General features: G+C 65.1%; 12 protein-coding genes. 3 read left to right on the top strand and 9 right to left on the bottom strand.

What is annotated here, in order from left to right; genetic code table 11:
* Positions 1–2: 2 nt before the first annotated feature.
* The 7 genes from K414_RS26480 to K414_RS0108950 form a co-directional block, all read right to left on the bottom strand.
* Positions 3–896, bottom strand: a complete 894-nt coding sequence (locus K414_RS26480; RefSeq protein WP_051365023.1) for a glycoside hydrolase family 16 protein — start codon at positions 894–896, stop codon at positions 3–5.
* Positions 893–1120, bottom strand: coding sequence for a hypothetical protein (locus K414_RS29085; protein WP_027495644.1), 228 nt, complete (start codon positions 1118–1120; stop codon positions 893–895). The genes K414_RS26480 and K414_RS29085 overlap by 4 nt, the downstream gene beginning before the upstream one ends.
* Positions 1117–3342 (bottom strand): hypothetical protein, encoded by a 2226-nt coding sequence (locus K414_RS0108970; protein ID WP_027495643.1) that lies wholly within the window; start codon positions 3340–3342, stop codon positions 1117–1119. The genes K414_RS29085 and K414_RS0108970 overlap by 4 nt, the downstream gene beginning before the upstream one ends.
* A complete protein-coding gene (locus K414_RS26475) occupies positions 3339–4481 on the bottom strand; it encodes a glycosyltransferase (RefSeq protein ID WP_161631788.1) in 1143 nt (380 codons plus the stop codon). The genes K414_RS0108970 and K414_RS26475 overlap by 4 nt, the downstream gene beginning before the upstream one ends.
* Before the next feature lie 111 nt (positions 4482–4592).
* Complete coding sequence (locus K414_RS26470) at positions 4593–5777, bottom strand: glycosyltransferase family 4 protein (protein ID WP_051365021.1); 1185 nt, start codon at positions 5775–5777, stop codon at positions 4593–4595.
* Positions 5778–5975: 198 nt separating this feature from the next.
* Complete coding sequence (locus tag K414_RS0108955) at positions 5976–7010, bottom strand: GNAT family N-acetyltransferase (RefSeq protein WP_027495642.1); 1035 nt, start codon at positions 7008–7010, stop codon at positions 5976–5978.
* 417 nt (positions 7011–7427) lie between these two features.
* Positions 7428–8081 carry a hypothetical protein gene (locus tag K414_RS0108950; protein WP_027495641.1) on the bottom strand — a complete coding sequence of 218 codons (654 nt, stop codon included), beginning with the start codon at positions 8079–8081 and terminating at the stop codon, positions 7428–7430.
* Between the two features lie 539 nt (positions 8082–8620).
* Here K414_RS0108950 and K414_RS0108945 point away from each other — a divergent pair.
* Together K414_RS0108945 and K414_RS0108940 are read left to right on the top strand one after the other, a co-directional pair.
* Entirely contained in the window at positions 8621–12010 is a 3390-nt protein-coding gene (locus K414_RS0108945) for a heterodisulfide reductase-related iron-sulfur binding cluster (RefSeq protein WP_027495640.1), read from the top strand.
* 167 nt (positions 12011–12177) lie between these two features.
* Positions 12178–12447: a hypothetical protein gene (locus K414_RS0108940; RefSeq protein ID WP_027495639.1), complete on the top strand. Its 270-nt coding sequence runs from the start codon at positions 12178–12180 to the stop codon at positions 12445–12447.
* Here the strand turns inward: K414_RS0108940 and K414_RS0108935 are convergent.
* Positions 12440–14353 carry a prolyl oligopeptidase family serine peptidase gene (locus tag K414_RS0108935; RefSeq protein ID WP_027495638.1) on the bottom strand — a complete coding sequence of 638 codons (1914 nt, stop codon included), beginning with the start codon at positions 14351–14353 and terminating at the stop codon, positions 12440–12442. The two genes, K414_RS0108940 and K414_RS0108935, sit on opposite strands and share 8 nt — an antisense overlap.
* A 100-nt stretch (positions 14354–14453) precedes the next feature.
* Between K414_RS0108935 and K414_RS0108930 the strand changes: the two genes are divergently transcribed.
* Entirely contained in the window at positions 14454–14690 is a 237-nt protein-coding gene (locus tag K414_RS0108930; RefSeq protein ID WP_027495637.1) for a DUF3263 domain-containing protein, read from the top strand.
* On the opposite strand, the gene K414_RS0108925 is transcribed toward K414_RS0108930, so the two are convergent.
* Positions 14687–15391: an SOS response-associated peptidase gene (locus tag K414_RS0108925; RefSeq protein ID WP_027495636.1), complete on the bottom strand. Its 705-nt coding sequence runs from the start codon at positions 15389–15391 to the stop codon at positions 14687–14689. The genes K414_RS0108930 and K414_RS0108925 overlap by 4 nt on opposite strands.
* Positions 15392–15494: the final 103 nt, after the last annotated feature.

Here is a 15494-nt window from a genome sequence, read left to right as displayed (position 1 = left end):
GGTCAGTTCTGTTGTTCCAGCAGAACCGATCCCGACGGCGTGTCCTCCACGGCGGACGGTGTCCCGTCCGATTCGTACACCGACACCCAGTCCACATCCACGTTCGCGACGTCGGGTGTTCCCGCCCGGCCGCATTCTCCGACACCCCAGGATTCGAGCTTGGTGCACGCGCCCGCCTGGGCCTGGATGCCCAACCACATCGGCTTGTCCGGGATGGATGCTCCCAGTGGTGTTCGCGCCCAGACCTTTCCGTTGACCAGATACCTGATCTGCTCGGGGTCCCATTCCACTCCGACGGTCTGCCAGTCGTTGGTGTCCAACTGCAGATTCGCCTGTGAGAAGTGACGTTCTCCTTCTGCGCCGCTCCAGTGCAGGAACGACGACATCGTCTGCCTGGTCCCGTCGGCGCTCTCGGCGATGTCGATCTCCGGCGGCCACACCTCGTCGGCGGGCCACAACAGAATGTGGTAGCTGATCTCGTCGGATCGGTCCGCACGCAGCCGTACGTCCCACTTGCCGTACCTCTGTGCCACAGGCGAATTCGAGACGCCGCCGGTCACCCAGCGGCCGTCCTTCTGCTCGGCGCGCAGCCGCAGTGCGCCACCGGTGACCGAGGCCTGTTCGTACTCCCACCAGCTGGCCGGGTCGCCTCCGGGTTGGCCGTAGTACGCACCCCAGTCGTCACCGAGATCGCACCGGTCGAAATCGTCGACGAAGGTCTGCCGCCACCCCGGCAGGTCCTCACGAGGCACGGCGTCACCCGACATGACGTCGTCCGCCATGGGGTCGCACCGTTCGCTGCTGACCAACTCGGGTTGGGGTCCGGTCGACTGCGCACAGGACACCGTCGTCGCCACGACCAGCAGGGCCACCGACAGGCTACGAAAGATTCTCACTCCCAGATCGCGATCTGTTGGAACCGCACGATCACGACGACTGCGGCCAGGAGCAACAACACGATCAGTGTCGCGGAGAGCACCACTGCGCGGTTGATGCGTCCGCTGCCGCCGCGCCCGATCGCACCGTCGGAGGGCACCTCGCGTTCGCGCAGTACCGACGAGACGATCAGTGCCGCGAACAGGGCACCGAATGCGAGGAAGCCGAGCCACAGATCTGTCATTTGAGCACCACCGGTGGGGTGGACGCATTCTGCAGAATGGTCAGGTCGGCGGTTTCGACAACCACGCGATACTCGTCGGATCCGACCAGCATGCCCAGCTGTTGGTCGACGACCGATTGCGAATATCCGTACTGCAGGTAGATCTGCGCCGACGATTGTCGAGTGGTGAACACGAAGTCGGGGTTCTCCTTTCGGACGCACCCGCTGAGATCGTCGAGGCACTCGAACGATTCCATGGTCGCCACTCTGACGTCGTCGAAATAGCGTGCGGACACCAGCCCGGCCGCCGTTCCGATGACCATGATTTCCGAGCCCTGCGGAACCGACCGCATCAATGCGTCTCCGTATCGGATCTGATCCTCGTCGGTGTGCTCGAACGAGGTGTTCAACCCGCGAGTTGCCGTCAGTATCAAGGCAATTCCGAGGATTGCCGCGGTCGCGGCGACGGTGCGCGACCAGTGCCGCGGCTGGGCCGATCGACCCGTGAACCGTCGAATGATCGCGAAGGTGCGCACCAACGCGTCCGCGGCGTAGGGCGCGATGAACGGCGACGCCAGCACGAAGCACCGGATCACCACCTCACCGCCGTAGCTCTGCACCAGCACCAGACCGAAAGGCACCATGCAGAGCAAGCCGCCGATGAGCCACGTCTTGCGTCGGCGGTAGGTCAGCCAACCGGCGAACGCGAACATCAGCAGCGCGCCCGACGCCGCCAACCGCAGATATTGCATCTTCTGGTAGAGCGGATCGGCACCGATCCGGTCGCTGACGCCGCCCTGTACCGCGCCCGACACCTGTCCCACATCGCCGAGCACGTACGCGAGGTGGCCCTTCCAGTAGTCGACGGCTCCGTAACTGAACCAGGCCACGAACAGCGCGACCGCGAACAGCCACAGCAGTCGGTACCGCGTGGTTCCGGTGAGTGAGAACAGGAACAGCGCCGCGATGAACACGATGGGCGTCAGCTGGTGAGTGATGACGATCGCCGCGATCAGGACGATCATCAGCGCCTCGATCGCGAGGGTGCGGCCGGCACCGACACCGGGGACCGTGCCCAGAGTTCGCCGCGGCACCGTGACGATCCACCGACGCCACGACCGCGGGGCCGACGGCAGGGGCGCACTGCGCAACTGCCACAGTAGCAAGGCGCAGATGGTCAGGTACAGCATGGTCGCCGTCGGCTGTGGCGCGAAGTAGTCCTGCTGGTACCAGTTGAACGACAGGTAGAGGATCACCGCGATCCACGCCACGCGCCTGCGCCCGGTCAGCGACAACGCGATCGAGTACAGCGGCAACATGGTCACGCCGCCATAGAAGAGCGGAGCCCACAGCAGCATCGGGGACAGGTCCGACAGCGCGCCGGCACCCGACATATGAGCTCCGGCAGAGAAGAATCCGGCCCAACTGAATCGCGCGTCCGACGGCGGTGGCAGACCCTGCAATGACGCGATGATGTCGATCAGCCCGCGATGGGTGTACGCCGTCGGGATCGACGTGACGCCGTCGGCCAACGACACGTACATCGTGGTGAACATGATCAGAGCGAGACCGGCCGCGCCGAGTACCACCGGGTCGAGTCGGGCCCGCGAGAGCGCCACGGCGATCACGGCCGCCACGATCGCCAGCGCGACGAGGTAGCTGAAGCCGATGTGGGTGATGACGCCCAACGCCCCGGACGCCTGCGGCCTGAGCACCTTCGTGGCGTGAGCGAACAGCACGACGGCGACGGCCACCGCGCCGAGCAGTGCGTACCGGGTCACCACCGCAGTCCGGTCCGGGCGCGGTCGGGGCACCGCAGGCACCAACGTTCGCGACGCCCACAGAATGAGCGCGGCGGACACCGCACAGATGTAGAGCTGCACCGTCACCGGACGCAGATTCCCGGTGACGACCTCGGCCTGCGCGATGATCAGCATCGTCGCGAACGAGATCGAGACCGTCACCGAACCGACCAGTGCCGGCTGTCGGAGGCGCAGCAGCACCGCGATGGGTGCCCCGGGCAACAGCGTCACGGCGGCGACGACCACGGCTACCCGGAGCCCGTTGGGTACCGCACCCGCGTGATCGGATCCGGCGAGGATGGCCAGCACCGTCGACGCGATGGCGACCGCTGCGGCAGCGAACAGCAGCGCTTGCGCCCCGCGGTAGCTCGAGTCGGGACGCGTCGGATCGGCTCGACCTACTGCGTCCTCGGGTGCGTCGGTGGTGTCGGTGATCGTCACGAATTGATCCCGGTGCCGCGAACCGTGATGGCCTTGACGTACAGGAACGGCCCGCACAGGTAGCCGTAGAGCTCGGTGAGCTTGAGGTCGCGAGGCATCGGCGGAGCCCCGTCCGCGAAGCGGTTCTCCTCGGGTGCGAGAAGCATGCGGAATGCGGTCGGGAGCCGGCCGAGCAGTGCGCGGGCCGGAGCTCCGCCGTCGAGAAAGAGTTTGGTGACGATGGCGGCCATTCCGCTTCCGTACCCGAACATCTGCTCGCGCAACGCTTCGTGATCGGCTCGATGATGATGGCCGACGACGGCTGTCGGGTCGTAGACGATCGTTCCCCCGCGCAGCACTGCACGTCGGAACAGCTCGAGATCCTCACCGCCTTTGGTGGGCGTGCCCGGGCCGATCCTCTCGTCGAATCCCGCGAGCGAGTCGAAGGCGCTCTTTCGGAACGACATGTTGTTGCCGCTGCCCATCTCCCCGGCCGTATAGGGGAACAGCGCTGCGGTGCCGCGTGCACCCAGTTCTTCGTCGATCGATCCGGTCGGCGCGAGGGTCCAGACCGTGCGCGTCGATCCCTTCTCGAACAGCCCCGATTCCTCGAACCACCGCTGCTGATCGGTCTCGACCGCCAGTCCGACGACCCGTCCGGTCACCCCGGCCACGACACCGTCTCGATCTGCCGAGTACACCTGCGCCACGGAAGCGAGCCACTGCGAATCCGGTTCGGCGTCGTCGTCGGTGAAAGCGATCACGCGGCCGGACGCGTGCCGGGCACCGGTGTTTCTGGCTCGCGAGACCCCGCGGCGCGGCTCACGGACGACGATGCAGCGGGGATCGTCTATCGACCTCAACGCGTCGTCCACCCGTCCCGACGTGGGTGCGTTGTCCACCACCACGATCTCCACGGCCGGGTAGGACTGGGCGAGCACGGCTTCGACAGTGCCCGCCAGCGACGGCCTGCCCACGGTTCCCACGACGACGGTGATGAGGTCGCCGTCGACGAACGGCTCTGCCGTGCGCAGCGGTTCCGGCGACCGTCTGGGTGCGAGGACCCAGCCGGCCCCGGCCAGGGTCGCGGTCGCAGTCGCGGCCAGAACGGCAACGCCGACCCGCTGCGGGGTGCGGCGGCGCCGGACGCCGGGGGCCATGTGGTCGAGCATCAAGAACTCCGATTCGGTACGAGCGTGTGCGTGCGGATGCCCCGACATCCGCACGGCTGGGTTGCGTCGTCGGCTCCGCTGCAGAGCCGATGCGTCACGTCATGTGATGCGCTTCTTCCCGATTGCTGAACTGTAGATGTCGGCGAAACGCTTCGCGCGATGTCGGGAATCGAACTGTCTGACGGCTTGCCCTCGCGCGGCCTCGGCGAGGGTGGCGGCCAGGTCGCGGTCGGTGAGCATCCTGCACAGCTGCGTGGCCAGCGAGTCGACGTCGCCGGTTCGGGCAACGAGGCCGGTGCGCTCGTGCGAGACGAAATCGACCAGGCCCCCGGTGTCGCTCACCACGACCGGCACCGCACAGGCCTGTGCCTCGAGGGCGATGAGCCCGAAGGGCTCGTCCTGTGACGGGCAGGCCAACACATCCACGGCACGCAATGTCGACGCCACCGCATCTGTGCGGCCGAAAAAACGATGTGCACCGGGCAGCAACCGTTCCGCGGCCTGCTGCAACTCGACGAGATAGCCACCGTCGTCCTCACTGGGCGCGCCGACGATCGCCAGATGCGCGTCGACTCCGGACCGACGCACCCGTGCCACGGCGTCGATCAGTACGTCGAGCTTCTTCTCGCGATCGATCCGGCCGACGGCTGCGATCAGTGGTGCATCGGGGTCGGCAGTCAAGTCGGCCCGCAGAGCCGGGTCACCGGCGCGCGGTGCGAAAGCCGTGGTGTCGATTCCTTGGTGCACCACGCTCACCCGTCCACGGACACACGACGGGAGTTGCTGTGCTGCGGCCGTGCTGACGGCCACAGTGTGGGTTGCCGTCGCCGCGATCGCGGCGAGCAGTGCGCGCCCCGGTCCGGCGGGGACGATGTCGTGAAATTCGACGACGACCGGGGTGCGTGCGAGTCGGGACGCGAGCACCGCGTCGGGATGCAGCAGCAGATGGTTGGAATGTACGACGTCGAAGTCGCGGGCAGCTCGCCGAAGTATCGACACCGTGCGTGCGCTCTTCGGCACCTGCGCCGCGAGCCCGCCGAGGGGATGCAGAGACTTCTCGCCCTGACGATGAATTCCGATGCGTTGCGGCAGGTCGAGTGGCAGGAACGGCAGGCCGGCGGCACGCCACCACTGTTCGGTGTCGCTGCCGCCGGGTGCACCCAGCGTGACGTTCACGCCCAGCGGCCGCAATGCCAGCGCCACGTTCCGAAGGCTGTGATCGGTTCCGCCCACCGACGTCGACAACGAGACCGCGAGTACCTGCACGTCGCTGACTCTGTCCACAACTCCGGTTTCCCGTCCAATAGTTTGTTTGACTCCATTACATCGTACTCAGGGTCGGATCAAAGCTGCGCTTCGTCCACAGTCAGTGCACAACTTCCCGAACAGGTCGCAAAACCCGAATCGATAGAGAGCACCGCTGACATGGCTTCTGCGACAGATGCGTGGTGGAACGCGCGCAGTCCGAGGGTCGGGCTGCGGTCAGCGCAGTGCGGGCCGCGTTCTTCTGATCCGCCGGGCATGCGCAACCGCAGGCGAAAGTTCCCACGCCATCAGGGTGTCGATCATCACTTTCGCGAGCAGCCCCGACTTCGGAGATGCTGCGATCGCGTGGACACCGTAATCGGCGTTGGTCCAGGACTTCTTGATCTCGTTCACGCCGAGGCCCTGATCGAGCACGGTGACCCCCAGATCGTCGTGCGCCTCGACGAACCACTCGATCATTTGGTGGCCGGGTTCGAATCTGCGCACTCTCCGATCGTGATGCGTCAACCACGCCTCGATCCGGTCGCCCGTGCGTATCCCGATATCGTGCGCCATCCAACGCCCGCCGACGGTGAGGCCGGCGATGATCAGGCGCCCCGCGGCGGCCTCGGCTCGCAGGAACTCCATGGCCATGCCATTTCTCAGGAAGTTGACGTAACGCGACCGCTCGGTGGCCGCTGCGGCGAGGGTGGAGATGTCGTTCCATCGCTGGTCGAGGTGTTCGACGTCCTCGATCACTTCGATGCACATCGGCGTCCCTGATCGTGAAAGCTGGTTTCGGTACTGCCGTAGTCGCTTCAGGGTCTTCGTGCTGCGCAGATCGCGAGACGAGACGCCCTCGGGTACCTGAATCAACGGCACCCGCTCGCGGGCGACAACCCGAGCCGAGAACGCCGGGTGACGGCGAAGTGAGCGTAGATTCCGATCGTCGACCATCGAATCGGCGAACACGAGTGCGTCGAGTCCGGCGATCGCATCCCACAGTTCCACCGACGCATCGTCGTCCACGGCGAGCAGTTCGGTCGGCACTCCCTGCCCCACGCCGAGAGGCCTGGCGACTTTCACCGGACCGAGACTGGTTACGCACAGCGGCGCGAACGCCACGAGGTCACCGCCGCGTCGCACCTCGACGAACCGAAGCGTCCCATTCACGTTGCGCGGGGCATTCAAACCGAAGCTGGGGCGCGAAGAGAACACTGTCCCCACCTGGCTGGCCAGCGCGCTCCACTCCGAGTGCAAACGGGCACTCATCACATCTGGGCACCTCGAATCAGCGGTGCTGTGCGTGCGCATGGCGTTTACAGTACCAAGAGTTGGTAAAGAAGGGCTAACCATCCTTCCCGTCCAAATACCACCGATGAAACATTCGTCTGGCAACCGAGTGATCACTGCGGCGGACAAGCTCGTGCCGACACGACTCAGGCCCGCCACTCTCACCTGACATAGGTGACGTGCCTGCGATTGTGCCGACAATTTCCCCAACGGTGGTGCCGGCGACGAGCCGCCGATGCGGTACCGAACGCTGTCGCGATACCGGGCTGCAAATTATTGCCACGCCGCGAGGTTCTCTTCAGACGAGGTCACCGCCGTAGCTCCGAGACTGCGTGCGAATACAAAAAACCCACGACCTCGCTGAGATCGTGGGTTTTTTGGATAACTGCGCTGTGACTACTTGGCCCAGACCGAGGTTCCGGGAGCAGCGTTCAACGTGTTCAGCAGATCGATTCCGGCAACGACCAAGCCTGGCCCGCCGACGGCGATGGTCCCGATGATTCCACCTGCTCCTGCACCGGTCACCAAGCCGGGGATACAGCCTGCGGGGAGAGTCACAATGCAACCGATCACTGCACCGATTGCGGAACCGGTCAGGGTTCCGATCGCGGTAGCAATTCCGAGCTGCGACGAGAAGTTCTGCTGCGCCTTGAGGTTTTCCTCGGGCGAGGCGACCGTCGTCGCGCCGATGCTGCGCGAGTTGGCCGAGGCCTTGGAGAGGTCGAGCTGCGGCACCAGCCGCAGGGTCTTGCCGTTGTCGTCGACGTTCTGCTCGTACGGGAAGTTCAGTCCGCCGAGGTTGAACGACAGCGGGAGGGTGACGAGTGTGTTGTCGGCGGCGTCGAGCACGTCGACAGTCTTGCCGTCGTCGGCAACCTTGAAGACGCCCGCATCGATGGTGGTGACGATGGTGCGGTCTTCGAGCTCGACGGAGTAATTCGTGTCGGGGGTCATGGCGCTGGTGTCGGGCTGCGCGTAGGCGGTTCCGCTGGCCAGACCCGTAGCCACTGCTACGAGAGCCGAGGTGACGACCAGTTTGCTGAGTTTCATGTGGTGTTGTGTTCCGTTTCTGTGCATGTGCTGCAGTGCTTTTGGCGGCAAACCGTCGAACGCGACATCACCCCGAATGACGTCCTCGCACCTCTGGTCCACAGGCAGTGTAAACCATCAATCAGACCGGTCGTTGTGCTACCGACCCTTTACCGTGTCCGAAAAGTTATGAACAATCACAACACCCAAATCGGACAGAAAGACCGCACTTTTGTTCGGTTTCGCGGGACTTGTCTTCCACGGCGTAGCCGGCGGCAAACCTCGGACATCGGGCCGATTCGGCCGGGTTAGGTCTGCCTTCTCGCAGGAGTCACAAGCCCGTACGCCTAACGTGATGCGGGCGACAACCTACTGACGAGTTCAGCCCACCCGTCGGACGGTCTCGTGCGCGCAACCACCAGCGTCGCTCCATGCGATTCTGACCTAAGTTACCCGTCGGTAGATTTCGCGATCTACTGGCAGGTAACATCGCTGTACTCCTCTCGACGGGCTGGACCCGCGGTAGCTGCTCCAGCTGCCACTGAACGAAAGGCCGCGACATGAACGCCCTGACGATCACGTTGGGCACAGTCGGTGCTCTGCTCAGCCTCGTGTGTTGGTACGCCTTCATTCGTGGCGCCCTGCGCATGTTCAACATCGTGAGGCTGGGTCAGCCGGCACCCGACCGTTGGCGACCGATCGTCCCCCGCTTCAAGCAGATGATCATCGAGTTCGCCGCGCACACCAAGATGGTCAAGTTCCGCACCGTCGGCTGGGCGCACTGGCTGGTGATGATCGGCTTCATGCTGGGCGCGTTCGTCTGGTTCGAGGCCTACGGCCAGACGTTCAACCCCGAGTTCCACTGGCCCATCGTCGGCGATACCGCGGCGTACCACCTCATCGACGAGCTGCTCGGTCTCGGCACCGTCATCGGCATCACCACGCTGATCATCATTCGCCAGCTCAATCACCCCAGGAAGGCCGAGCGTCAGTCGCGCTTCGCCGGCTCCGGGTTCAAGGCCGCGTACTTCGTCGAGGCCGTTGTCCTCATCGAGGGCCTGGGCATGGTGTTCGTCAAGGCAGGCAAGATCGCCACGTACGGGCACTCCAATCCCTACACTGACTTCTTCACGATGCGCCTCGCCGAGCTGCTGCCCGCCAACTCCAACATGGTGTCGATCTTCGCCCTCATCAAATTGATGTCCGGCATGGTCTGGCTCTACATCGTCGGTACCCGCATCAACTGGGGCGTCGCGTGGCACCGCTTCACGGCCTTCCCCAATATCTACTTCAAGCGTATGGACGACGGGACCGTCGCCCTCGGTGCCGCCAAGCCGATGATGTCCGGCGGCAAGGTCCTCGAGATGGAAGAGGCCGATCCCGACGTGGACGCGTTCGGTGCAGGCAAGATCGAGGACTTCAGCTGGAAGGGCTGGCTCGACTTCACCACCTGCACCGAGTGCGGCCGCTGCCAGTCGCAGTGCCCCGCCTGGAACACCGGCAAGCCCCTCTCCCCCAAGCTGCTGATCATGTCGCTGCGCGATCACAGCCACGCCAAGGCCCCGTACCTGCTGGCCGGCGGCAAGAAGGACATGGCGGGCGACGAGGTCGGACTCGTCGATGCCGAGGGCAACGTCGACCAGAAGGCGCTCGACGCCATTCCGCAGAATGCTCGCGACGAAGCCGATCGCAAGCTAGTCGCCGACGCCATCGAGGGCGGCATCATCGACCCCGAGGTGCTGTGGAGCTGCACCACCTGCGGTGCGTGCGTCGAGCAGTGCCCGGTGGACATCGAACACGTCGACCACATCATCGACATGCGTCGCTACCAGGTGCTGATCGAGTCCGAGTTCCCGTCCGAGCTCGCCGGTCTGTTCAAGAACCTGGAGAACAAGGGCAACCCGTGGGGCCAGAACTCCAAGGACCGCCTCAACTGGATCAACGAGATGGACTTCGACATCCCGGTCTTCGGCCAGGACGCCGATTCGTTCCAGGACTACGAGTACCTCTTCTGGGTCGGCTGCGCCGGAGCCTACGAGGACCGCGCCAAAAAGACCACCAAGGCCGTCGCCGAACTGCTCGCCACCGCAGGCGTGAAGTTCATGGTGCTGGGCGCGGACGAGACCTGCACCGGCGACTCCGCCCGCCGCGCAGGCAACGAGTTCCTGTTCCAGCAGCTCGCGATGCAGAACATCGAAACACTGAACAACGTGTTCGACGGCGTCGAGCAGAGCAAGCGCAAGATCGTCGTCACCTGCGCCCACTGCTTCAACGCACTCGGCAACGAGTACCCGCAGGTCGGCGGTGACTACGAGGTGGTCCACCACACGCAGCTGCTCAACCGACTCGTGCGGCAGAAGAAGCTGATCCCGGTGGCCTCGGTCAGCCAGGACATCACCTATCACGATCCGTGCTACCTCGGCCGGCACAACAAGGTGTACGACGCCCCGCGTGAGCTCATGGCCGCGTCGGGCTCCAACCTCAAGGAGATGCCGCGTCACGGTGAGCGGTCCATGTGCTGTGGTGCCGGTGGCGCTCGTATGTGGATGGAAGAGAACATCGGCAAGCGCATCAACATCGACCGGGTCGACGAGGCACTTGCGACCAACCCGAAGAAGATCGCCACGGGCTGCCCGTTCTGCCGCGTCATGCTCACCGACGGTGTCACCGCACGGCAGGAAGGCGGGGCACACGAGGGCGTCGAGGTCGTCGACGTCGCGCAGCTGATGCTCGAATCGATCACCCGCGTCGAGTCCTCGGTATTGGCCGAGAACATCAAGGTCATCCCGCGCGAACAGACTCCCGAAGAGAAGCTGGCCACCGAAAAGGTCGCAGCCGTCGAGGAGAAGGGGCGCGTCGAGGAGATCGAGGTCGCAGCCGAAGGCGGCGATCCCGAAGCCGAGACGAAGAAGGCGCAGCCGGCCAAGGCTGCTGGTGGCCTGAAGATGAAGGGACTTGCGAAAGCTCCCGGAGCCAAAGCACCCGGTTCTGCGCCCGCCAACGCCGAAGCCGACAAGACGTCGGGGCACTCGGCCGATACTGCCGCGGACGCATCGAAGCCCAAGGGCCTCGGTTTGGCCGGTGGCAAGGCACCCGGTGGCAAGGGTCTGCAGATGAAGGGCAAGGCACCCGGCGCGAAGGCGGCTGCCCCGGCACCTGCCGACGCTCCCCCGGCAACCGAAGCACCTGCTCCCGCAGAGGCCTCCGAGTCGACTCCGACCGTCAAGCCCAAGGGCCTGGCCGTCAAGTCCGGATTCAAGAAGCCCGGCGCGAAGGCACCCGGCAAGCCCGCCGACAGTGCTCCTGCGGCGTCGACACCCGCCCCGGAAGCGGCCGATAATGCAGCGGAATCACCTTCTGCTGCAACTGAATCCGTAGCCACAGAGTCCAAGCCGAGCGTCCAGCCCAAGGGTCTGGCCGTCAAGTCCGGATTCAAGAAGCCGGGAGCCAAGGCACCGGGCAAGCCTGCTACCGAAGCCCCTGCGTCCGAGGCTCCTACTGCTGAGGCACCTACTGCTGAAGCACCGGCTGCCGAGGCAACGGCGTCCGAGGCACCCGCCACCGAAGCTGCTGCAACCGAATCCGTAGCAGCAGAGTCGAAGCCGACCGTCCAGCCCAAGGGTCTGGCCGTGAAGTCCGGATTCAAGAAGCCCGGTGCGCGGACACCGGGTGCGGCCGCCGCTGCACCTGCGGCGACACCAGCCGAGCCGGCTGCAGCAGAGCCCGAAAAGGCCGACCCGACACCGGAAGCAGAGGCACCGGTCACGGAAGCACCGGTCACCGAAGCGCCAGAGGCCGAGGTAGCGGAAACAGAGGCTCCGAAGGCAGAAGCGTCGGACGCTGCGGCCGAGACCACATCCAACGGTTCGGGTGATCGCACCCCGCCCAAGCCGAAGGCCGGTGGACTCGGATTCGCTCCGGGTGCAAAGGTTCCGGGTCGCCGGAAGTAACCTCACACCCTTCTTACCGACTGCGCGCCCCTGCTCACTTCAGAGCAGGGGCGCGCAGTCGTCGGTAGGGGTGTGAAGTCCCTGCTGGACCCCCGCGGCGGTGGACGAATCGGACATCGTGAGTATGGTCGGAACCGAACTGCATACCCGAAGAAGTAGGAGCAGGCATGACCGACGACGCGGATAAGCTCTTTCGCCGCTACGACGAGTGGTGGACGGCGCTCTCGCCCGACGATCGAGCGCATGTCGAGAAGTGCTGCGAGTCCGGCCGCACCGACGAGCGCCTCTGTGCATTGGTGATCGAGCACAACGGCCCGTCGAAGGCGGCGTTCGAGGCGGGCAGCAAACTGTCCGTCGGCAACAGCAAGTACTGCGCGATCCCCAGCGCGCTGCTCGAATTTCTCGAGGCGAAGCGCGCACACCCACCACTCAGCTAGACGGTCGCCACAGCTCCAGTTCGGGGATTCCGGGTGGGGTGAATCCCATGACCTGCCCGTAGAACGACAGTTCCGATTCTCGGGCGTTCACCTGTGTTTCGAGTTTGCGGAATCCGTGGGACTCACCGGCGTACGTGAGGTAGGCGTGCGGTATTCCCTTCTCCACCATGGCGTCTCGGAATCGTTCGGCCTGCGAGGGCGGCACGATGGGATCGTCGAGACCCTGCAGCAGCAGTACCGGGCACGAGAGTCCGGCGACGTTGTTCACTGGCGCGCGGGTGCGATACAGATCGAGGGCCTCGGGCAGCGGCCCGATGAGCCCGTCGATGTAGCGGGACTCGAAATCGTGCGTCTCGGCGACGAACATCTCCAGTTCGGCGACGCCGAAGTACGAAGCACCGCAAGCGAATACGTCCGACGATGTGAGCGCGGCCAATACCGTCCAGCCACCTGCCGAACCACCTTCGATGGCCAGCCGGTTCGGGTCGGCGAGGCCGGCGTCGGCCAAGCCACGAACTGCGGCGATGGTGTCTTCGACGTCGACCACGCCCCACTGCCCACGCAACCGGTTACGGTATTCGCGCCCGTAACCACTGGACCCGCCGTAGTTCACATCGACGACGCCGATGCCGCGGCTGGTGAAGTACGCGAACACCGGATTCAACGCCGGCGCCACGTGTGCCGTAGGACCGCCGTGCACGAACGCGACGTACGGCGGTAGTTCGCCGTCCAAACCCTCGTAGGACGGGTTACGTGGTGCATACGCGATGGCATGCACTTCGCGATCCGGTCCCTGGAAGGTGACCTGACGCCCCGCGGGCAGATACGCGACATCCGGTATCGATTCGAAACTCGAACGAACACTGCGTAATTCGCGGGTGGACAGGTCGACTGCGAACAGTCCCGACGGCACCTGCGCGCCGCCGCCCCGGAGCAGAACCGTCGATCCGAGCCGTCCCCCGAGCCCCACCGAAGTCACTCCGTCGAGTTCGATGTCGTCGAGGGTGCCGGTGGCGGGGTCGAGAACGGCGAGCGTATCGGTCCCGACGGTGCGAACGGTCAGCAGCCTGCCGTCGTCGAGAACGTCGTACCAGCGGGCTCCGAGTTGCCAGAGCGGGGCACCTAAGTCTGCATCGAGGGTCGACACCGGCGTCGCTGCGCCGTCCAGCGTGACCGAATACAGGTTCCACCAACCACTTCGGTCGCTGATGACGTACAGCGACTCGTCGTCGATCCATTCCGGCTGCAACACCGATTCCTCGGTCGAACCCGCCAATACAGTCCACGACGAAGGATCCGCCAGCGATGCGACGCGCAGTTCTGTTCCGTCCCAGGGCATCTGCGGATGGTTCCAGGCGATCCACGCGATGCGGCTGCCGTCGGGTGAAAGCCTGGGGTAGGCAAGGAAATTCGATCCCGAGACCAGTGAGCGCACTCCGCCGCCGCCGAGGTCGATCGCGACGATGTCTCGGGTGACAGCTCCGGCGTCGTGCGTCTCGCGGACGGCGATCACGTCGGTGCCGACCACCGACAGCTCCCCGTACCGAATGCTCGACGCCACAGCCGGGGCCGGGGTGAGCGGTAGTGGTGCGTCGCCGGGGGTGAGTCGGTAGATGCGTTGATCGGAGAATTCCGCGAACACCAGATCGCCGTTCGGCGTTGCCGTCCATGCGCCGCCGCCGTATTCGTGAACGCGGGTGCGGGCATTGAACGGTGCCGGCAGGATCGCCTCGACCTGTCCGTCGACGTGGCGGCAGATCGCGGTTCGGCCCTGTTCGGTGGGCCGCACCTCGGACCACCAGATTTCGTGTCCGACGAATCGTCCACCTTCGACGGGGTGGCCGGCCGACGACAGGTCGGCTGCGGTGATGGGCGAGGGCCAGGATCCGTACGCGAGAGCGGTCACCTGCTCCACCCTAGTGAACTCCACACGCACGTAACGCGCTGTTCATCGCACCTTCAACCGCGACACAGATGATGGTGGGACGCAGCACGAGGGAGAGATCATGCGCCGGACCACCACCCACTCCGTCGACCACGAGATTCTGACGTTCGGTCGTACCTGGCATGGGTACGGCGGCGGCAGTGCCGAGGACATCTACGTGGCGTTCGGGGTCGATGCGTCCACCTACTTTCGGCGACTCGAGCGCATCCTCGAATCCCCGGTGGCCGACGACCTGACTGCGAGCGAGCGAGCCGCGATGCTCGATATCTGCCGGCACCGCACCGACGGTCAGGGCTAGACCGGAGTCAACAGCTCGGGGCTGTTGTTCTTCACACTGTTCACCGCGGTACTCACCTCGTAGGGCTCGAGCCGTGGCTCCGGTATCGCGGCCAGCAATTCGGTCACCTCGCCCAGGTCCGTCAGCGTCGGATCGAGCCAGCTCGCCCGCAGATCCGGGGGCAGCACAACCGGTGATCGATCGTGGATGTGACCGAGGGCGTCCGAAGCAGGCGAGGTGAGCACGGTGGCCGACCAGACCCAGCGGTCTTCGTCGTCATCGGCCTTGGTGGGGTCTCGCCACAGTTCGTACAGACCCGCCATCGCCAGCACGCCCTGCTCGTGCAGGAAGTACGGCACTTTGGCACCGTCGCGCTTCTCCCACTCGTAGTACCCGTCAGCCGGAATGATGCAGCGCCGACGACTTGCGGCCTTCTTGAACGACGGCTTCTCGGTGATCGTCTCGGACCTGGCGTTGATGAGCCGGGACCCGATCTTCGCGTCCTTCGCCCACGACGGAATCAATCCCCATCGCACCGAACGCAATTGGCGCACGGCGTCGGACTCGGGTTCGTCCTTGGGCGCGCGTTCGAGCACCGTCCTGATGGTCTGGGTCGGGGCGACGTTGTACGACGGCGGCACCTCGTCGCCCACTGTCTCGGCGATGTCGAAGACCGCCTGCAGGTCGCTGTCACTCCGGGTACTGGCATACCGTCCGCACATGGAACGAGATTGTTCCACCTGCCACCGACACGGCCCAGCGAAACGGCGGTGCCCGAACGACAACCTCGTGGATTCCCACGGCACTCACCTGGCACGATGTGAC

Source organism: Rhodococcus sp. JG-3, from assembly GCF_000482405.1.
Lineage (GTDB): Bacteria > Actinomycetota > Actinomycetes > Mycobacteriales > Mycobacteriaceae > Rhodococcoides > Rhodococcoides fascians.
This window is presented reverse-complemented; position numbering and strand designations above follow the sequence as displayed.

What these genes read in the sequence shown, in the direction of transcription:
- K414_RS0108925 (WP_027495636.1), bottom strand. Translation starts at nt 15,391, where the DNA reads ATGTGCGGACGGTATGCCAGTACCCGGAGTGACAGCGACCTGCAGGCG.
- K414_RS0108950 (WP_027495641.1), bottom strand. Translation starts at nt 8,081, where the DNA reads ATGAAACTCAGCAAACTGGTCGTCACCTCGGCTCTCGTAGCAGTGGCT.
- K414_RS0108930 (WP_027495637.1), top strand. Translation starts at nt 14,454, where the DNA reads ATGCGCCGGACCACCACCCACTCCGTCGACCACGAGATTCTGACGTTC.
- K414_RS29085 (WP_027495644.1), bottom strand. Translation starts at nt 1,120, where the DNA reads ATGACAGATCTGTGGCTCGGCTTCCTCGCATTCGGTGCCCTGTTCGCG.
- K414_RS26475 (WP_161631788.1), bottom strand. Translation starts at nt 4,481, where the DNA reads ATGGCCCCCGGCGTCCGGCGCCGCCGCACCCCGCAGCGGGTCGGCGTT.
- K414_RS0108945 (WP_027495640.1), top strand. Translation starts at nt 8,621, where the DNA reads ATGAACGCCCTGACGATCACGTTGGGCACAGTCGGTGCTCTGCTCAGC.
- K414_RS0108940 (WP_027495639.1), top strand. Translation starts at nt 12,178, where the DNA reads ATGACCGACGACGCGGATAAGCTCTTTCGCCGCTACGACGAGTGGTGG.
- K414_RS0108955 (WP_027495642.1), bottom strand. Translation starts at nt 7,010, where the DNA reads ATGAGTGCCCGTTTGCACTCGGAGTGGAGCGCGCTGGCCAGCCAGGTG.